This is a genomic window from Treponema sp., assembly GCF_017430385.1.
Classification (GTDB): Bacteria; Spirochaetota; Spirochaetia; order Treponematales; family Treponemataceae; genus Treponema_D.
Genome location: NZ_JAFRNB010000128.1, coordinates 88,508 through 108,969, shown reverse-complemented (window position 1 = coordinate 108,969; position 20,462 = coordinate 88,508). Strand labels below are relative to the sequence as shown.

Annotated in this window: 18 protein-coding genes; 6 read left to right on the top strand and 12 right to left on the bottom strand. The window is 38.0% G+C overall.

From position 1 onward, the window contains the following. The 3 genes from IJJ71_RS09260 to IJJ71_RS09250 all read right to left on the bottom strand — a co-directional run. A partial coding sequence (locus IJJ71_RS09260) for a glycosyltransferase (RefSeq protein ID WP_296846548.1) occupies positions 1-1,577 on the bottom strand: 1,577 nt, incomplete at its 3' end. Positions 1,578-1,580: 3 nt separating this feature from the next. Beyond that, positions 1,581-2,804: an ABC transporter ATP-binding protein gene (locus tag IJJ71_RS09255; protein WP_296846547.1), complete on the bottom strand. Its 1,224-nt coding sequence runs from the start codon at positions 2,802-2,804 to the stop codon at positions 1,581-1,583. A 1,018-nt stretch (positions 2,805-3,822) separates the two neighbouring features. Continuing rightward, positions 3,823-4,452, bottom strand: a complete 630-nt coding sequence (locus IJJ71_RS09250) for an acyltransferase family protein (protein ID WP_296846546.1) — start codon at positions 4,450-4,452, stop codon at positions 3,823-3,825. 118 nt (positions 4,453-4,570) lie between these two features. On the opposite strand from IJJ71_RS09250, the gene IJJ71_RS09245 reads away from it, so the two are divergent. Both IJJ71_RS09245 and IJJ71_RS09240 read left to right on the top strand, forming a co-directional pair. Beyond that, positions 4,571-5,470 carry a glycosyltransferase gene (locus IJJ71_RS09245; protein ID WP_296846545.1) on the top strand — a complete coding sequence of 300 codons (900 nt, stop codon included), beginning with the start codon at positions 4,571-4,573 and terminating at the stop codon, positions 5,468-5,470. A 283-nt stretch (positions 5,471-5,753) separates the two neighbouring features. Beyond that, complete coding sequence (locus IJJ71_RS09240; RefSeq protein ID WP_296846544.1) at positions 5,754-6,734, top strand: glycosyltransferase; 981 nt, start codon at positions 5,754-5,756, stop codon at positions 6,732-6,734. Between the two features lie 63 nt (positions 6,735-6,797). Here the strand turns inward: IJJ71_RS09240 and IJJ71_RS09235 are convergent, their stop codons facing one another. Genes IJJ71_RS09235 through IJJ71_RS09205 form a run of 7 tightly spaced genes read right to left on the bottom strand, consistent with a single transcriptional unit; the run spans position 6,798 to position 12,880 of the window. After that, on the bottom strand, positions 6,798-8,414 hold the full coding sequence (locus IJJ71_RS09235; RefSeq protein WP_296846543.1) for a DUF6056 family protein: 1,617 nt from the start codon (positions 8,412-8,414) through the stop codon (positions 6,798-6,800). Positions 8,415-8,458: 44 nt separating this feature from the next. After that, a complete protein-coding gene (locus IJJ71_RS09230; protein WP_296846542.1) occupies positions 8,459-8,914 on the bottom strand; it encodes an acyltransferase in 456 nt (151 codons plus the stop codon). Then, complete coding sequence (locus IJJ71_RS09225) at positions 8,895-9,356, bottom strand: GtrA family protein (protein ID WP_296846541.1); 462 nt, start codon at positions 9,354-9,356, stop codon at positions 8,895-8,897. The genes IJJ71_RS09230 and IJJ71_RS09225 overlap by 20 nt, the downstream gene beginning before the upstream one ends. Continuing rightward, positions 9,334-10,404 (bottom strand): acyltransferase family protein, encoded by a 1,071-nt coding sequence (locus tag IJJ71_RS09220; RefSeq protein ID WP_296846540.1) that lies wholly within the window; start codon positions 10,402-10,404, stop codon positions 9,334-9,336. Before IJJ71_RS09220 ends, IJJ71_RS09225 begins: the two co-directional genes overlap by 23 nt. A gap of 8 nt (positions 10,405-10,412) precedes the next feature. Beyond that, positions 10,413-11,507: a DegT/DnrJ/EryC1/StrS family aminotransferase gene (locus IJJ71_RS09215; RefSeq protein WP_296846539.1), complete on the bottom strand. Its 1,095-nt coding sequence runs from the start codon at positions 11,505-11,507 to the stop codon at positions 10,413-10,415. A 3-nt stretch (positions 11,508-11,510) separates the two neighbouring features. Continuing rightward, a complete protein-coding gene (locus tag IJJ71_RS09210; RefSeq protein WP_296846538.1) occupies positions 11,511-12,449 on the bottom strand; it encodes a glycosyltransferase family 2 protein in 939 nt (312 codons plus the stop codon). Positions 12,450-12,451: 2 nt separating this feature from the next. After that, complete coding sequence (locus IJJ71_RS09205) at positions 12,452-12,880, bottom strand: sugar 3,4-ketoisomerase (protein ID WP_296846537.1); 429 nt, start codon at positions 12,878-12,880, stop codon at positions 12,452-12,454. Between the two features lie 205 nt (positions 12,881-13,085). Here IJJ71_RS09205 and IJJ71_RS09200 point away from each other — a divergent pair, with 205 nt between their 5' ends. The 4 genes from IJJ71_RS09200 to IJJ71_RS09185 all read left to right on the top strand — a co-directional run bounded on the left by IJJ71_RS09200 (position 13,086) and on the right by IJJ71_RS09185 (position 18,666). Beyond that, the gene (locus IJJ71_RS09200; protein WP_296846536.1) at positions 13,086-14,276 is read left to right on the top strand and encodes an acyltransferase family protein; all 1,191 of its coding nucleotides are present in this window, start codon (positions 13,086-13,088) and stop codon (positions 14,274-14,276) included. Continuing rightward, complete coding sequence (locus IJJ71_RS09195) at positions 14,255-15,190, top strand: capsular polysaccharide synthesis protein (RefSeq protein ID WP_296846535.1); 936 nt, start codon at positions 14,255-14,257, stop codon at positions 15,188-15,190. Before IJJ71_RS09200 ends, IJJ71_RS09195 begins: the two co-directional genes overlap by 22 nt. Before the next feature lie 146 nt (positions 15,191-15,336). Beyond that, positions 15,337-17,070, top strand: coding sequence for a protein kinase family protein (locus tag IJJ71_RS09190; protein ID WP_296846534.1), 1,734 nt, complete (start codon positions 15,337-15,339; stop codon positions 17,068-17,070). 81 nt (positions 17,071-17,151) lie between these two features. Continuing rightward, complete coding sequence (locus IJJ71_RS09185) at positions 17,152-18,666, top strand: acyl-CoA carboxylase subunit beta (protein ID WP_296846533.1); 1,515 nt, start codon at positions 17,152-17,154, stop codon at positions 18,664-18,666. A gap of 244 nt (positions 18,667-18,910) precedes the next feature. Here the strand turns inward: IJJ71_RS09185 and IJJ71_RS09180 are convergent, their stop codons facing one another. Both IJJ71_RS09180 and IJJ71_RS09175 read right to left on the bottom strand, forming a co-directional pair. Further along, positions 18,911-19,711 (bottom strand): formate/nitrite transporter family protein, encoded by an 801-nt coding sequence (locus tag IJJ71_RS09180; RefSeq protein WP_296846532.1) that lies wholly within the window; start codon positions 19,709-19,711, stop codon positions 18,911-18,913. 141 nt (positions 19,712-19,852) lie between these two features. Next, the gene (locus IJJ71_RS09175) at positions 19,853-20,449 is read right to left on the bottom strand and encodes a hypothetical protein (protein WP_296846531.1); all 597 of its coding nucleotides are present in this window, start codon (positions 20,447-20,449) and stop codon (positions 19,853-19,855) included. Positions 20,450-20,462: the final 13 nt, after the last annotated feature.

Sequence of the window (20,462 nt, the reverse complement as noted above, 5' to 3'; positions counted from 1 at the left end):
TTATTATTATTATTATTATAGTTCATGCCATATAAATATATAGTTAAACCAAGTTTAGGCAGAGCTTTCAGATATGCACTCTTGTTCGCATCAAGATTTCCTGCGATTGAGATGCTTTTCTCGAAAGGAATGTGCTCTTCTGGTATTGGGGAATTATAATCAAAGAGCGACATCGGAACAATTTTTGAGTCAGAAACACCCCTTTTATCCTTAAGATATGCAGACATCTTTTCATTATGAGTTATGAACACATCGGTGTAGCGAATTGAATAATCTAACAGTTTTTTTTCCATATCCGGATGAACATAGCGCAATTCATTCAGATCATGAATAAGAGTAATAATCTTTATATGCTTTAAAGATTTTACAATTCCCAGCCAAAGATTTCTCCAGATTCTTCCGCCACGGACATAGGGAAACTGCATTAACAAAACCGAGTTTCTTTTTACTCGGAAGAACAGAATAGAATATTCGGACAAACGCTTTATATGGCCGGTAATTCTATGAAATAAATTTCGCTCTCCCCAAAAAAATAATGGAAGCGTCTCAAAGCCCTCTTTTTCGGCAAAAAAACACATATCAATCGGAGCCTTTCCGCCAGCATTCTGGACTTCTGAAATTTTCTCAAACAATTGATATTTCTTAAATTTCTGCTGATTATCAGAAGAAACAATTTTTTTATTAACAGTCAGTTTAAATTTTCTTGAATCCCTAAGAGCATTAAAAAAGATTTTCAAGTTTCTTAAAACATGAATAGAATTCACACAGTTATCAAAAAATAAATCCTTAATATACTTGTTATAGAACGCATCGTATTGGCCATAATACTTTTTCATCACAAAAGCATTGCGAATACAATGATAATAGCGTATACGGCTGTATTTCGCATAATGCTTTCTAAACAAAGTGAATCCATGCGCCTCACCAAAACATTGGTTCATATAAACAGAATTGAAGGTTAAGATTTTATATCCCCTTTCTATTAAGCGATAACAAAAATCATAATCAACCTGATCGATAAAAAGAGACTCATCAAATCCACCGACATCTTTCCAGGCCCTAAGTTTTACTACATTAGAACTTGCAATACAGCGCACAGGAAACGAAAAAATTTTTGTATTCTTTTTTTTGGCAAAAATCTTTCGGACAAAAGGACGAAGAACATTTTTCAACGGATCAATCCAATAGAAAGTATTCGTCATGTTCTCCGCACGCAGGGAATAGGAGACAACGGTTTTATTTTCGCCAACAGAATTTTCAATCAGGCGGAAATATTCCTTAACCTGTCCAGGCTCAAAATAAGTGTCCTGATCCATGGTCATCGCCCAGTCGCATCCATTTTCCAGAGCTTTCTGAAAACCAATATTCTGAGCACCGCCTATTCCGCCTCGATTTCTATTCGAGATATACTCGGCATCTTCGATATTCGCAAGAATAGCACTGTTATTACTCATGCTGTTGTCTACAAGGTAAACTTTCTTAACATAATTCTTATAGGAACTAATATTCTTGACAATCGTTTCGAATCCAATACTCTCAGGATTGAATAATATAACTACTGCGGCTACATTCAGCATAAACTACCCTATTATCTCCGCGCTTCCGCCTTCAAATTTAATCCTAAAATCACAGTTCTCAAGAGTACTAAGGCGATGAGCGATTGCTATAATCGTGATTTTGCCCTTGAATTTTAGGATTGTATCAGATATATGTTTTTCAGTCTCATTATCAAGGGCAGATGTAGCCTCGTCAAGCACGAGCACATTCGGATTTCTGTAAAGTGCCCTTGCGATTCCTATCCTCTGCTTCTGCCCGCCGGACAGTTTTGCCCCCCTGTCACCAACATTCGTATTCTCTTTCTCAGGCAAAGTCTGTACAAAATCATAAAGTTCTGCCATTTTCAGGACAGTCTCAATACGCTCCGAATCAATCTCATCTTCAGGCACACCAAAAGCAATGTTTTCCTTGATTGAGCTGTCAATCAGGTAGATTCCCTGAGGAACATAGGCAATGTTGTCAAGCCAGCCTGGTAAATTATCAGCAATATCAGCTCCGTCAACAGTAATTGAACCTGATTTTGGTGAAAGCAAGCCAAGAAGAATATCAACGAATGTAGTTTTTCCAGCACCGCTAGGCCCTACTATGCCGACAAAAGCCCCCTTCGGAATAGAAAATGAAACATCCGAAAAAACATCACTATCTTTTTCAGGATAAGCAAACGAAAGCTTTTTCACAGAAATCTCATGTTCAAAAGGCAGTTTGCTTTTGGACTTTGATTTTCCGTTTATTTCCTCAAAGTTTTTTCCATCCCGGATGGCCATCAAGTCATCATATATATCATTAAAAAGCGGGAACTTAAATTTTATCGCGTTGAACATGCTAATCATCTGGTTCAGCGTCGGCATGAGCCGAACAGCAGCCAAAGCAAGAACGCCCAATGTCGGAATAAGGGAGGCGGCATCAGAGCCGATAATCATTTTGACGGCGATTAATGCCAGAATTCCACCTACCGCAAAAAGCTCAAGAATAGCTTTCGGAAACCTCTGAACGCAAAGGAATGTTTTATTGCTGTCAACATAATCTGAATATGTCAGAGCAAATTCGTCAATAAAATATGCCTCTTTTTTCATGACCTTTGTTTCTTTCAGTGAATAGAAGCCCTGATAAACAAATTTATTATTTTTCCCTGCACATTCGAACAAAACATGGCCAGCCTCAGTTATCTTTTTTCGGAAGTACTTCATAATAAAAAGAACCAAAGGCCCCATAACAAATGCTATACTAACAGCAATAAATGGATCCATAATAAAAACAAGAATCCAAATAACAGCAGTTAATATAATATTTGTAATTATTTGCAAAGTATTGATAAGGATTTCACTAAAAACAGCAGAAACACTAGCCACAAGATTTCTTAATATATCAGAAACATCTGTATTAATGTGAAACAGATAAGGTTTATTCATATAATATGCATACAATCTTCTTGTATACACTTTCTGATTATTCAGGGAAAAATCTATTTGAAGTTTATTTTGCAAAATGACTAAAAAATTCTTTAGCACATAGAAAACCAACAGAGAAACAGAGGCAAAAAAAATCAATTTTCTATGGGAATTGATTCCAAACACATTTAAAACACCCGCAATTCTCTCATGCTCCAACAACCATCCAGGATTTCCAATAATTGTTATAAGAGGATACAAAAGAGCTATGCCAAATGCCTCAAGAACAGCAACGACAAACATTAGAACAATTAAAAGCGCACAAATGTGCATCTGCCGATGAGTAAGGATTTTAAAGATTTTAAAAAAATTTTTCATTTTAAACCAATATTTATATCTTAGGGAAAAAGTAAAGTTTTCTATATGTTACTGAGGAACTATAGATTATTCAAGTTTTTGTAGTACAAGTCTTTTATTTTTTCTACAAATACAAAAAATGTTTTCTCAAATAGAAATTTTCGACAGAAATCTACAAGGGTACAAATGATATATACTGCCATAATCACAACAATTGCATGAATATAGATTTTATTAGAATTAATATAAGTGGCATTTTTAAATAAATCGTTCCATAAAAAAGGCCTACACAGAAGGTTATCATGTATTAAATAAACACCGAATGTTGACGAAGCAATCAAATTCAGCCCCTTCCTATATTTAATATTTATTTTTGAAAAACCAACCAAAAAGCTTATAGAAGAAATAAATATAAAAATACTATTTACAGGAAGAAAATAATCGAACTTCTTTCGGAATCTCAAATCTATCAATCCAAGTAAATCAAACGCTAAAACAGAAAGCAGGATTAAGGCATAACTTACGATTCCAACCAGAATAAAACAAACTGAGTTTTTTTAAAATCCTCGTGAAAGTTTCTGATATAAGCTGCGAACAAGTACAAAAAAACAAACCAGCCAAGATTAGACATTTGCAGTTGCCCTATTTTTGGAAAAGTTGGAATAACCACCCATAGCATAGTAAGCAAAAGTAAAATCTTTTTAAATTCATTCTTTTGTAGCGAATCAATCAACTTATTGATAAAAGGAGAAATTAATACCAGGACGAAATAAGTTTCATAAAACCAATATTTAGAAGAAAGAATCGGCGTCAATTCAGAAAGCAACCCCTTAAGACTTTCTCGTTCAGGGGAAAAAATAAAAAACAGCAAACCGATAGCGAATGAATAGAAAATCACTTCAAGTTCAAGTTTTACAAGTCGAAACCATTTAAAATTAGATTTACATAAAAAGTAACCAGAAATAAGCACAAATAAGTTAACACCAAGTTTTCCACCCATTTCCAAGCATTGCACGAAATACAATCGAACAGAAAATGGACTCATAAAATCAAAACCACCATGCACAGAATAATGGTGCATAACTATTAAAAACATGCTAATTATTCGTAAAAGTTCAAAAGCAGAGTTGCGTTCTTGTTTATAAGACATATCAATAAGGATTCTAATAAAAAATAAAAATTTCTTCAATCATCAGAAATATTTGACTAAGGCTAACTATTTATTATAATATAATAACCGCTTAAATAAGTAACTAAGGTTAAAAAAAATGCGTCTTGCAGCTGTAGTAATTTGGTATAATCCTAAAACTGTCTCAAATCTGATTCAGAACATAGAGTCATATTCAAAGTTCATCGAAAAAGTCTATATAGTTGACAACAGTGCTGAAAATAACGAGGAATTGGCCAAAAAGATTTCGAACGCAATTTATATTCCGAATAATAAAAATCTAGGAATAGCGACAGCCCAAAACATTGGTTGCAAACGCGCCATGAACGATGGCTTTGACTGGGTCTTGACAATGGATCAGGATTCGATGTTTGCCGAAAATCATTTTTCTGAATATTTGGCTTTAGCTGATACAGCATTTATCCAAGACAAATCAGCCTGCTGTTTTGCCCCCATGATTGTCGATCCGTCAAAACAAATATTACCAGTGTCAGTTCTTATAAAAAGCCAAATAAAAAAGCTTTTGAAATATACGCTTGGAAAAGATTTCAGCAAACCCAAAATTACTCGTCCCCCTGTAGAATATCCTGAAAGAGTGTATGCCTCTGGAAATATAATAAACCTTACAATGTGGAATTCTATCGGTCAATTCGATGATTCTTTATTTATCGATGAGGTTGACCATGAATTTTGCATAAGAGTGAAACTGAATGATTTCAAAATAGTGCGTTTCAATAATATTTCTTTGATTCATTCTCTTGGTGCCAGAAAAAGAACTTTTTTTTCGAAATGCAGCTACCATAATGACTTTAGATTGTTTTATATATTCAGAAACAAGCTTATCGTTTATAAAAGGTATTCAAAAAAAGCAAATATTGGGAAAATTTACAGGAAGGAAATCTGGGGCTACATTCGAGACTACTGCATATTAGATTTCAAAGCTGCAAAACACTGGTGGATTTTTGCAAAGGCTTTTATTGCATATAGAAAAATTTTGTAAAAAAACAAAATAATAATTTTAAGAATGTTTTCGTTGAAAATGAGAATACATGTTGCAAAAAACATTTTTTATATTTTATAATTACATCTATGATAAGAATGGTGCTGACTGTGATTTTGTATAATATCGAAAGCATAAATATTGAAAATATAATGACTTACACCAATAAGATATAGGAAAATACTGCATATTATTTTTCACACTATCTAAGGATATATTTATCTTTCTAAGATATTCCAAGGATTCTAAAAAGATTATTTCATCTGCAAAAAGGAGTAAACAAATGATTTCTGTAGCTATGGCAACTTACAATGGAGAAAAATACCTAAAAGAGCAGCTCGACTCCATATTGAATCAGTCAACTAGCCAACCTCTTGAGCTTATCATCTGCGATGATTTATCAACAGATTCGACAAGAAAGATTTTGCAGGAATACGCTGAAAAGGATTCTCGAATACGATTGTATTTTAACGATGCCAACCTTGGGTTTTCCAAGAATTTTAAAAAAGCCATATCTCTCTGCACAGGTGATTTCATAGCCCTCTCTGATCAAGATGATATATGGGAGACAGACAAACTGGAAAAACTTGTCAATAATATTGGTGAGTATGACTTTATATGCTCAAATTCAATGCTAGTAAATAAAAATAATGAATCTCAGAACATTACCATGCAAGATGTTGCAAACTATCATTGGATTCCAAAAGATACCTTCAAACTTTTTAAAAGGATTCTATACAGCAATATCGTACAAGGCTCTACCATGCTTGCACATTCCGACTTTTTAAAATCATGCTCTGCGGCACCCGCACAAATAAAATATCATGACTGGTGGTTTGCATTTAATTCATGTGCAAAAAATGGTTTTATATATTTAAATGAATGTACAATAAGGTACCGCCGCCATGAAAATACAGAAACTATAGCAAATGAAAAACTTTCTTTTATACAAGAGCAAGGACTTACGCTAAAAAAAGAAAAATATGATTTCGAATGTGCAAAAAACGACGAAAGACTGGAACGGCTTTTGTTGCTTAAAAACACCATTCCTTTTAAAAAACGCGAGTATGATTTCTTAAACGCAACAATCCGTTATTACACGGAATTAAAGGATAAGACTTTGTTTACATTCATATATTTTGCAAAAAATTGCAAGTATATTTATTTGGACAAAAATATTATCCGTAATACATTTAGAATAATGAAAAGATTTTTCGGCTTAATCGCATGGAAAATACTCTTAAGACGAAAAATTCAAGGATAGAGAAAATATTGCATACAATCAATTTTTCAAAATACAGCAAGCATAATTGATTAGAAATTATAATCAAGATAAGCAAATAACAATAAAGAGAAAAATAGTTATCAAGACTAATCCTCGTTCTAATGTTATACAAGTTTTTTCAGATTTAGTATTCTCCCAAACTATGGCAGAGCAAATAAAAACTGATATTGCCCAATAATAACTAGTTCTAAAACCAGAAGCATAAACTGTAGGTGAAAAACACAATATAAACCGTGTTAAAAAACCTGCTAAAAAAACAAGAACAGTAAAAATTGCCCTATATCTATTTTCAACCGCCATATATAAGGAATACAAAGTTAAAAACAGAATAACAATATAAAATAAGATTTCTACATTTACAAAGAAATTCGCATGACTAAAATTACAGAATTCTGCTAAGTGTATATTTTTAAAACCATAAAAAAACTTCGGAACACTAAAAATTTTGTTCAAAAAGAGTGGAAAGAAACCAAAAACAAAAATTATAAACAGAGAAGGTATTTGACATATACACATTTTCCATTTTTTCTCAGAATAAAATTTTACAAACAAAGCAAATTCTAATGGTAAAATAATAAAATTCTTAGATGCAATTCCATAAAAATAAGGCATCGTAATTAATATTCCTAATTTTAATTTATTCAATATCGACAAAGATGGAAATTCAGGGAACCACTTTAATTCCTCAACGGAACGAACTGCATTTCCGGGTGCTAAAAATGCAAAAGCAAATTCTAAAATAGATAAAATAAAAATTGCAACAATGTATTTACTCGGCTTTGAATAATTATTCTTTTGAAGAAAGATTTGATAGATAATAAATAAAAAAGATGCCACCAAAATGACAGGTATTAATGAAAGCTCTGTAGCTCCTATAGCAGCAAGAATAAATGATAAAATATATTCATATTTTCTAGATTCTTTTCCTATTATTTCTTTTTTTATTATAATAAAACTTGGCATAAGAAAAGCTAAAGGCCAGACATAAGTTGTTGTTGTCATTATCCAACCAGCACTTTTATAAATAGAGACAGGTATCAATCCTAATAACAAACAAACTGAAAAAGCATACTTTTTATTTTTCCCAGTTAAAGAGATTTGAACAATTCCCTCTATGATCGTAACCATACAAAGAGAATCAAGGAGTCTCCATATAATAGGATTCAACCTAACTAACTTTGCAGTATACAAGCCAACAATTCTAGTCTGCCAAGTCTTAATTGTAGATAAAACATATTGAGAAAACAAACGCCCATCTAATACAGAAGTCATAAATTCATCATCTCCAAAATTTGGATCCCAATACTGATGAATAACAAAAATGATAAAAAAGCATGCAACCATAGTCCAAAAATGTATTTTTTGATCAAAATCTAATTTTTTATAATCAAACAACCGTCCAAGACCATAAATCAAAATTGAAAAAAGAAGCAAAATCGGAAATAAGAAAAGTTCTTTTGATGCAATAATATGTCGATATTGATAAACATCCATATTGGCTTTACTAAAAGCTAGCGTATATAATAAATCTTGCACAAAAGGTATTAACAACACCAAAGAAAGAATACTAATTTTCAAAACGATGGAACTTAAAAAGTACAAATTATCTTGACAAAAATTTTCTTTTATTTTTTTTCCTATAGCTTCCAAACCAATCATTTTCCTAATTTCCCTCAATGCTCAATTTTTTTCCGAAAATTACTTCAAAAAGTTTTTCGTATACATTTTGCCGGGTTTCCGTACCACAGTTCCCCAGCGGGAACATCATGCGTAACCACGCTTCCGGCTCCAATCATCGCATTTTCTCCTATCGTATGACCGCAAACAATCGTACTGTTCGCACCAATGCTTGCCCCCTTCTTTATAATCGTTTTCAAATATTCCTTCGGATGAATCTTCGAATGAGGAAACAAGTCATTTGTGAAAGTAACATTCGGACCGATAAACACATCATCCTCAACCGTAACGCCGTCCCAAAGCTGAACACCGCTTTTTACGGTCACATTGTTTCCCACTATAACATCGTTCTCCACAAGCACATTCGCACAGATATTGCAGTTATCTCCAATTTTTGCTTCCGGGAAAATAACGCAAAACTGCCAGATATTTGTGTCCTTTCCTATATTTGAGGATTTGCAATCAGCAAGCTGATGAATCATTTTTCTCCTCCTCCGTAACCGAGCTTCTAAAAGCCCATAGTTTGTTCATAATAAAATTCACAGGAACGGTAATGAACAAATTGATAAGAGGAGCAATCAGCTTTGAAATTCCAAGAATTGAAATCCAGAGATAAGAAAGCACATTGTTCAAAACTATTCCAGTAAAGCCATACGCCATATATGTCTTAAGGAGTGTCTTTAATGCGGACCGTTTCTCGTTCCCGTCCTGCTTAAAAACATATTTATTGTTCCAGTAATACGACCAAAGGACGCTGAACAAGAAGCCCGCGATGTTTCCTGCCATATAATCCCATGATAATTTCTGATTTTTGAGCAGGAACAGGACTGCAAGATTCACGAGATAAAAAATCACATTGTTTGAAAAACCAACAATTCCGAATTTGACGAACTGTGTGATTTTAGCAAGCGTCTCTTTCTTCAATTCGTTCTGTCATCTCCATAACAATAGTTTTTTGCCGTGCGTAAATTTTTTTTAGTCCATAACCCAAGTATTCAATGGCAATCGAACCAAAAATCATAACGCACATATAGCCGGCTCTTTTTATCCAGATATTTTCCTGCAAGAACTTGAATCTTCCGAGCCAAAAATCAAGGAAATACCTGTGATACAAAAATATATAAAGCGTGTGTGAACCGAGCCATGCCCACATTCCGCAATATTTTCTTAATACACGGTTCTTTTCAACCAGCGCACCAAAGTTGAACATGACTCCAGCCAGAAGCAGAGCCATAGTACTTGATGTTATGCTCGGTGGATTGAATCCGCCCCCGAACGGCACTTTCCTGTCAATGGCGAACTGATTGTGGCACTCAAAACGCCACCAGCCGAACGCAAGAGCAAGGAATATCAAGAATAGAAAAATATCAGCCTTGAAATACCTGTAATACGCCGCAAAAATCATCCCCATATAAAGCAGGATAAGATATGTTCCTCCAAAAACCTTTCCACCACCGCCATATATGTCAAGAATATTCGTAAAGTTAGTTGTGAAGTAGCTTAATAATATTACCCCCCCCCAAACAAATATATAGTTCATTACAGCAAATCTTTTGCTATTCGTTTTGCCTATAATCTTTATAAGATAAAAGATAAATGGGCTTACAAAAACAAGCTGTATATACAGAAGAACAAAATAGAACGGTCCCGATGCGTTGAAGTTGATTAACGCCGTAACATAACGGCCAAAATCAAAGCTATGATAAGCCGTAACCTGATAAACTGCTGTCGCCAAAAAGTAGGAGACGGATATAGCGGAAATTTTCTGGATGACCTTTGTCTTCAAATTGCCGACATTCCGCTCATAAGACCAGAACGTTGTTATTCCCATAAGAAAGATAAACAAAGAGACCGAAAAATATGATGCGACTGCGACGGAGTGATGCGTATACAGGACACCGTTTGTGTGATCTACCATCACCGCGAGAATCGCAATAAATTTCGCCATGTTTATCCAGTTTTCTTTCTTCATTCTGCCCTCTAAAATGTGTTTATCGCCTCAATCACTCTTGTCTGCTCGTCTTCCGTCATGCCGTTGTAAAGCGGTATGGAAAGGACTTCCTTCGCGTATTTTTCAGTAACAGGCAGAGAGCCTTCTTTCATACCGAGATATGAATAAGCCTCGGATAGATGCGGAGGGATAGGATAATGAATGATTGTTCCGATTCCTTTTGCATCAAGGTATTTCATCAGCTCATCGCGCTGTTTGCTTCGGATTACAAACTGATGCCAGATATGCGTAGCCCCCGCACGAGTTTCAGGAAGCATTATCTTGTCATTATACAGCTCCCTTAGATATCGCTCGCAGATTCGTTTTTTCTCTGCGGCAAGCTCATCCAAATGCGTAAGCCGAACACGAAGAAGCCCTGCCTGCATCTCGTCAAGGCGGGAATTTGCTCCGACCACTTTATTGTGATAGCGTTTCTCGCTGCCATAATTTCTAAAAATACGAATTTTCTCCGCAAGTTCGGCATTGTCAGTGGTAATTGCGCCAGCATCCCCGAACGCACCGAGGTTCTTTGACGGATAGAAAGAGAAGCAGCCGATGTCACCAAAAGTTCCTGTCATCCTACCGTCAAAACATGCACCGTGAGACTGGGCACAGTCCTCTACGAGCCGGAGATTGTATTTCTTACAAAGGTCTGTAATCGGCTTCATGTTTGAGGCCTGACCGTAAAGATGCACGACGAGAATCGCCTTTGTTTTCGGGGTAATTTTCTCCTCGATTTTTGAGACATCCATATTGAAGTATTCATCCGGCTCGACAAATATAGGTGTCGCTCCGTTTATCGTGATTCCCATTACGCTCGCAATGTAGGTGTTTCCTTGAACGATAACCTCATCGCCCTTGCCGATTCCAAGCACACGGAACGCAATCCATAGAGCATCGAGACCGCTCGCAAGCCCCACGCAATGCTTTGAGCCTGTATATGCGGCGAACTCCGTCTCAAACTGCTTCACCTCATTTCCGAGGATATACCATCCAGAACGAAGAACCTCTATCGCCTTCTGCTCGAATTCCTTCTGGTACATGAAAAATCCGCGGTCAAGGCGGTTCGGCATTATTTTTTCCATAGTTTACTTCTCCTCTCTTCCTTTGATATTTGAATCTTCAATTATGTAAGGTGGTCTGTTCCTTGTGGCATCGAATGTACGCCACAGGTACTCGCCCAGGATTCCGATTGACAGCATAATCACCCCGAAACTGAACAGATTGAACACTATGAGCGTCGTCCAGCCCGTAACAGGGATAAGCTTCATTATTTTTGCGACCACGAGGAACGCGGCCCAGACAAGGCTCCCTGAGAACGCAAGGAACCCTAATGTCGAGACAATTTTTATTGGCAAAGTCGAGAAACTGAAAAGCGTATCGGTGACAAGCCTGATTTTCTTTTTTAGCGTCCAGCGGCTTTTACCGATTTTCCGTTCAAGTCTTGTGTAATAGACCTGGCTTGTTTTGAATCCGCTCCACAGAATCTGTCCTGTCAAGGCTGAATTTTTCTCGTCGAGCGCGTTCAGCACATCAATCACCTTGCGGTCGAGGAGATACACATCAAAGCCCATCTTAGGCATAGCAGGAAAGGAAGTTTTCCTGACCATCCAGTAATAAAGATTTGAGAAGAATGTCTGGCTTTTTTTCTCATCACGCCCCTCACGCACCGCGAGGACGACATTGTTTCCTTTCTTCCAGCTTTTGACCATATCAAGAATCATTTCCGTAGGTTCCTGAAGGTCGGCAGCCTTTATGACGGCACAGTCGCCAGTGCAATGAGCAAGCCCGCATAAAATTGCGGAATGGGATCCGAAATTGCGTGAAAGGCTGAGAATCCTGATATTGTCGTCTTTTTGGGCAAGCTCCTGCATCACCTCATAGCTTTTGTCTTTTGAGCCGTCGTTAACAAGAACAAGCTCATACTCATAATCAATGACATCGATTATCTTTTTCTTGATGTCATCATAGAGCGGGCGAAGATTATCCTGATTGTAATAAACTGGGATTATTATAGAAAGTTTCATTATTAGCCAACTGTTTCCGTTTTTTCAATTTCCTTTACGAAATCGTCATAATTTCTGATATACTCGGAAGAGTCGTAATGCTCATTCGAGAGAACCAAAAGAACTGAATCCTCGCTGAATTCATACATATCCTTCCAGACCATCTTTGGAAGATAGATACCTGTATGAGGCCTGTTCAGAGAAAAAACAGCCTCGTTACCTTTTCCGTCTTTTACCTTTACCTTGCTTGTACCGGACACATTGATAAGAACGAATTCGCTTCTGCGATTCGCATGCTGTCCTCTAACAACATCTTTATCAGAGCCGTATATATAGAAGATTCGTTTTATATCAAAAGGTATGTCCTTCAATCCCTCGACGATTACCAGATGACCGCGGTCGTCACCATGCTGAGGAAATTCAAGCATCTGAGCTAATTGGATTACATTCATTTCATCTTCCTTTTCAAAGCAGTTACTGTTATTATAACATTTATCATTTCTATTGAAAACCACCTGTCCAATATTCATCTGTCCAATATTCACACTTTTCATTCCTAAGTTTTCCACGAGCCAACATAATATCCACTTCAGGCTTTAAATAAGAACAGTCAATATATTTACTCAATCAAAAAAAACGGAGTATACTAACTACATTATGGAACAAAGTAAAAAAATAGAATCCTCCCACATTCTTTGGATAGACGGAATAAAAGGTCTCAGTTGTATTTTTATTTTTCTTCACCATTTTTTCATAGTACTTTTTCCGGCCACTTATTATGGGACTACAAAAGAATCTCACTTGTTCGGCATAGACACTTTCCTTTCAACCAGTCCTCTCGGAATCTTTCTAAACGGTAATTTTTTTGTATTTCTTTATCTTTTTATAAGCGGCTATGTTATAACTTACCAGACGCTCCGAATGAGACCTGCTGATTTCGGTGTTTTCCATTTCAAGCGATATCTGAAGCTCACGCTACCACTTCTTGTCTATTGTTTTATTTTCTTTATTATAAACAAACTAGACAAGGACCTTCTTTCAGGGGTAACTCAAAACGGAAATTACAGTCTCTTCATGACTATAAAAACATCACTATACAAAATTCTTTATTTCGGCGATACAAGATATGCCGGGCATTTTTGGATGATGAATTACATTTTTTTGGGAGGTATTTTTGCCTCTGTTATTGCCGCAACGACATGGGCTATAAACGCACAGAAGTCTTTTATTATCGCCATGTTTTTTACAGGTCTCCTTTTCATTAATTTAACACTTTGTTACCCGACTCTTTTTTTAGGCTGTGCTTACTGTATATTTCAAAGATTTGGTTCCTCACGAATAGAATTTATAAAATGCAACCGTCCGCGCATTTACAACTTTGCTTTCTGGATTATTTTTATTTTGTCGATTATTCTCGGCGCATATCCAAGCGGATGTATGCCTGACAATTTCTACAGATTCATAAACATTCCTCTAAAACCTGAAGAAAGCTACCATTTTTATCACATGATTGCATCATTCATGTTGATAGCAGCGGTAATGAATCTCCCAAGGCTCCAGAGATTTTTCGAATCAAAAGTTTGCATAAAACTTGCGAAGATTTCTTACACATTTTATATTTTTCATGGTTTGACACCAATCTTACTAAAATCAATATTTACAGAATGTAATAATCGGACAAACAATTATATTTTATCTACATCCATCTACTTATTAGTTTCTCTTTCAGTTACAATAATAATCTCATATTTTCTTACAAAATATGTTTTCTCGCCTTTCGGAGCTTTCGTAAACAAAAAAGTCAACTCTTTCAAGGATGAATTTTTATGCGAATCACAGGAAAAATAACAAGTTTGCTGAGGCAAAAGAAATACAAGGCACTCTTCTCGACAGGACTCGTATACCTCAACTTCATAAGGATCAAGATTTGGTTCGGCATCACTGGGAAAGACTGGCATCCTGATTTAAAAAAGACTAACAAGGATTGGATTATCTACACATATCTGAAACAAAAATACAAGCGATTCTTAAAAAACTATCCTGCGCACAGCAATGAGGAGCATAAATACAGCAATATTATCTGGTGGTGTTGGCTTCAGGGAGAAGAGAATGCCCCTGCCCTAAGCAAAAAGTGCCTAGAATCTCTAAGACTCCATATACCAGATAAAGAAATCAAAATCATCACGAGCGACAACATGTATGATTATGTAGATTTTCCAGACTATATAAAAGAAAAATATGCGCACGGGAAAATTTCGCATGCGCATTTCTCGGATTTGCTAAGGCTACAGCTTCTGATAAAATATGGCGGAACTTGGATTGATGCCACTGTTTTCTGTACGTCCCGCCCCGATTATATATTCAACATTCCTCTTTTTGTTTTCAAGACAAAAGAAAAAAATGATCCTGCGACCACAGCGCAAAACTGGTTCATGTCCGCAGAACGAAACAATCCGATTCTAACTCTTACCAGAGATTTGCTTTTTGAATACTGGAAAACACACGGCAATGCAATACATTATTTTATTTTTTATTTTTTTATGACACTTGCAGCAGAAAAATACCCGAAAGAATGGGAAGCCGTTCCATGGTTCCCGGATTTGCCGCCTCACATATTGCAGCGCGAGCTTAACAAGCCATATTCTGAAGCCAGATGGAAGCAGATATGCAGGATGAGCGACATCCACAAATTGTCGTACAAGATTGACTTGTCAGAAGAGAAAAATACATTTTACAAACGCCTTTTTGTAGAATTAGACTGAAATCTATTTTTATGGGAAAAAAATCAGGACAGATATTGATGCGTGGCTCAGTGATAAAACAGCATTGTCCTGGTATTGTATATTAGGCTTATCGTCCCAAATTGATTTTCCTTGCTTTTCTCGTCTTTTCTCGCTAAATTCATTATATGGATATCGTAAAACTCACAGAAAACGCACTTACACTCTCTTCCGGACTTCCGCAGGATTCTTTTTCAAAAACTGATTTGAACACGCTTTTAAGGGAAAAAAGCCTGATTCTCCATGTTGACGGAGATATTATTAAAATCGAAGACTATTTCTTTGAGGGAACAAAAGCCGGCGAGGACGGAATCACGGTCTTTGAGGGGAAGCCGTTTTCAGGTGAGCTGCTTTCGGATATTCTCGAAAAGCCAAGTCTTTCTGCCGGCGATATTCTTTCGCTCACACATTTCTCACGGACAGTTGATTTTCTGATTAAAAGCCCGGAGATTTTCTCACGAGACGGCAATTATATAGAAGATTTTACGCTCGGTGGCGGAGGAATCATCATTTCCACAGACGAAAAAACTTCCAAAACGGCAATTCTTTTTATAAATCCGAAGATTTTCGAAGAATGTGCGCTCAACCACAAGGATTCTTACACGGAAGTTCAGGGCAAATACCTTTACAAGGGGCTTGATTACGCTCAGGGGCTTTGCTTTTTGCGCGGTATCGTCGCTTACAAGGCTTTGTCCGGCCATTTTCCGTTCGAGGAAGCGGACACAAGCAGGCGGCAGGAAGACATCTTTGACTCAAACTACATTCCGCCTGAGCTTTGGAACGCAAGTATCAGCAAAAACATCTGCGAGGCAATTCGTTCTTCCCTTTCGGCAAAGGTAACAGTTCAGGTTATGGCGGGAAAGCGCAATCTTACAGACGCAAAGGCTGAGAGCAAAAAAAGAAAGCTTTTAGAAAGCGCAAAGAAATTCGATTCCGAAGAATTCAAAAAAGTGCTTTCAGAAACAATTATCTCCGCACGGCAAAATGATTCAGAACTTGCGGCGGCAAGGGCATCTTTCACAAAAAAGCAAAAGTCTTATCTTGGCGCAAAAAGATTTTTAAGAAGGAACAAAAACAGGATTCTTGTGGCGGCCGCAGTAGCTCTGGCAGTTACATGGTTTACTAAAGGATTTCTGGACCAGAACGCCAAGCTGCTCACGACGGCTGGGCTTACATCTGAGCAGACAACCCATGCTTTGTACTCGATGATTCACAAGACCGATGTTCCGAACCTGCAGGAAATCATAAAGGGCAAAAAAACGAAGGACCTGCTCTCTAAAATCAGCGCGCTTTATGTCGGCTCGAAGCAAAGGCTCCAGGCTCACCCCGACAACGGCACCGTCACTCCGGAACAGTGGCTTTTTTTCAAAAAGGGCACAAAAAACTGGATGCTCGGAGTCACAAACCTTAAAATTGACGGAAAAGATTTCAAGCTCAAATGCGATTACCAGCAGAAAAAGGACAACCCTGCCCCGCTCTCTCAGGAAAACGGAAAGATTCTCAAAAAAGGCGATGAGGTCACTCACACGGCAGAATATTATTATGTGAATCAGGCCGAGGCAAGGATTTTCATAGAAAAAATAACCGACACCGTAACACTTCGCTGGGACGGAAAGAAATGGCGGGTCGTTCAGATTGACGGAAATGCCAAAAACGACAGCGTAAAATCAAGCGATTTTATAGAAGAATATCACTCGCTTTTGGAAAACAGCACGGATGAAGAAAACTCAAAGATCAAGGAAGCCTCTTCCATTATGAGGGAAAAATACGGCTGGTTTCCAAGCGAGCCAGACATGAAAGACGCGGCAGAGTTCCTGCTATCAGAATACGGCAGCACCGAGGCCGAGAAGTATCTAAAATGACATTTTTACATTTTTTGTCATATTGACTTTTTTCCGTGAGAATTATACACTTTCTTTAATTCTAATGAATTGAGGTGTATCATGGCTTTCGAATACAATCTTGAAAAGCAGCACGCTAAAGGTAAGCTCCACGCAATCGAGCGCATCAATGCTCTTGTGGACAAAGACAGTTTTATGGAAATTTACGCCGCAGCTCGTCATCAGTGCACAAACTTCGGCATGGACAAAAAAGACATTCCTTATGACGGCGTAATCACCGGCTTCGGAACAATCAACGGCCGCAAGGTCGCAATCTACTCACAGGACTTCACTGTTCAGGGCGGCTCGCTCGGTAAAGTTCACGGCGAGAAAATCGCTGAGCTTATCGCAAAGGCAATCGAATTCAAATGCCCTGTAATCGGCGTAAACGATTCGGGCGGAGCACGCATTCAGGAAGGTGTTGACGCGCTTTGCGGTTACGGCGAAATCTTCAAGCAGAATGTCCGCGCTTCAGGCGTTATTCCGCAGATTTCTGTAATCGTCGGTCCATGTGCAGGCGGTGCGGTTTATTCGCCAGGCCTCACAGACTTCATTTTCACAGTCGATAAAATCTCCGAGATGTACATCACAGGTCCAAAAGTCGTAAAACAGGTTATGTTCATGGACATTTCTTCTGAGGACTTGGGTGGAGCTGCAATCCACGCACAGAAATCTGGCGTTGCGCACTACCGTGCACAGAACGAAAAAGAATGTTTCGAAAAAGTAAAGTCACTTTTGGACTACATCCCGCACTACTACGGTGACAAATCACCGTTCGCTGAAAAGACAGAAAAAGCAGGCTTGTTCGCAAAGAAAGAATTTGCTTTCAGCTCAAAGAAACTCAAGGAAATCCAGAATGTTTTGCCTGAGTCAAGCACAAAAGGCTACGACATCAAAGCTGTTATCGAAAATGTTATCGATGACGGAACATTCTACGAAATCATGCCAGAATTCGCCGCTAACGCTGTGGTAGGATTCGGCAAAATCGAAGGAAAAACAGTCGGCATCGTCGGAAACAACCCAGGTTTCTTCGGCGGAGTCCTTAACTGCGACGCTTCGGACAAAATCTCACGCTTCGTACGCTACTGTGACTGCTACGATATTCCTCTCCTCACCTTCGTTGATGTTCCGGGATTTATCCCTGGCCCGCAGGAAGAGCAGAAAGGAATTATCCGCCACGGTGCAAAACTCTTGTACGCATACAGCGAGGCAAGCGTTCCAAAAGTAACCGTAATCACCAGAAAGGCTTATGGCGGCGCATACATCGCAATGTGCTCAAAGCATCTTGGTGCTGATTTCGTTTACGCATGGCCAAAGGCTGAGATTGCCGTAATGGGCGCAGAGGGCGCAATCGGAATCTTGTACGCAAAAGAAGCCGACCCGAATGTCAAAGCACAGAAAGGTCAGGAATACCGCGAGACTTTCATGACTCCGACAATCGCAGCTCAGCGCGACTATATTTCGGCTGTAATCAACCCGGAAGAAACCCGCGCAAAGGTTGTACAGAGCTTCAAGTTCCTCGAAGGCAAAACTTCAAGCGACATAATCTGCAAAAAGCACGGAAACATCCCACTGTAATTAATAAGCACTCAGAAGTGAGCAATTAGCAATCAAATCGGGACAAATGGAACTTCTCTTCCTCGTCCCGATTTTTTTTGCGAAAGCCTGATTTATGCAAAACGAAAATGATTAAAATTTTATAAGAAAACCCGAAAAATCAAAAAAAAATCGCCGCACGGATGCGGCGTAAAAGCAAAGCGAGAATTTTTTGTAAAAAAATTCTCGTCAGGAATTCAAAAATCCATGGAAGGATTTTTGGTTCCTAATCGTCTTCATAACCGCGCATTGCCCGCATGTATGCGAGGTAATATCCGCCGCCTACAAGGAACGAACCGCCGATTAGGTTGCCCAGGGTTACAGGAAGCAGGTTTGACACAAAGAAGCCGAAAAGTGTGATATGACCGGCAGCTCCGTAGACATACTGCGCGAGCATACCAGCCGGGATGAAGTACATGTTTGCGACAGAGTGCTCGAAACCACAGACAACGAAAAGGAAAATAGGAAGATAAAGAGCGATGATTCGGCCGCTCAACTCCTCCGATGCCTGGCTCGCCCAAACAGCGATACAAACAAGTACATTACACAAAATACCTTTTATAAGCGCATCGATAAACGGCATGTTAGACTTGACGGCAGCCGTTGTAACGACAGTCTTTATCAGTTCGCCGTGATAAAGCGAGAGTACATGACCGAAGTTTACGAAAGCCGCTACAAGGAAACTTCCGACCATGTTTCCGAAGTAGACAATCGCTAAGTTCTTAACAAAATCACCGATTGAAATCTGATGGTCAAGAACCGGAATAAAAAGCAAACAGTTGCCGGTGAAAAGCTCGCCACCAGCAACGATTACCATAATCAGGCCTACCGGGAAGATAAGGCCGCTCATTGCCCGGCCCAAAGCGACCGGAGTCACGGCGCAGGAAACAATCTGACTTCCCACGGCTCCGAATGCAATGAACGCGCCTGCAAAAACAGCAAGGATAAAGTTCTTAAGGAAAGGCTGGTATACCTTTGTAGAACCCATCAAGGAATAAAGTTTGATAATCTCTGAAGGTAAATGCATAATTCTGTCCTAATTCCAAATATATGTCAGAATTATCTTGAAAAGGCTAAACTTTTCAAGATAACAAAATCTATTATAAAATTTACCACTTAAAATTGGTTTTGTCTATAAAAATTTTTAAGACAGAATTAATAAATCTACTCAAAAACTAAATGTCTTATAATATTCGAAAAACTCAGCATCCGCATCGGCATTTCCATTTAAGTCCGTGCCGGCAAATTTTGTGTCATTCATCAGGAAAACCCTCATGCAAATTCCCCGCCCTTTTTTATAAGAAGAATCTACATAAGCATACTTATAATTCCTCGCAAAATTTGAAGAGACAGGCATAATCCAGCTTAATCCGAATAAATCAGCCTTAAAATCTTTTGCAACTTGCTCCTTGTACTGCATTTTCGAGAATCTTCCCGCCCCCGCAATGTTCTGCATTATGAGCGAATTCCAAAAATCAAGCTCCTTCATTGGATTCTTTTCATCGACGCCTGTATCAGAAAACAAAATGAAGTGAACTTCACCCTCCGCACCGTTAAATTTAACTTTGAAAGAGCGGTCAGGGCTGACTTCCGGCATATTTTCTTCGGGAAGCGTAAATTCCTCAAAAAAAGGAGGAATATTATAAGCAATTTTCATATTCTCTTCACCGTTCCACACAGGAAGAAAATGGAATTCCATGAACTGGGCGAATAAAGAACATGAAAATAAAGAAAACAGGACAGCAAGAAAAATCTTTTTCATCATACACCTCTCATTT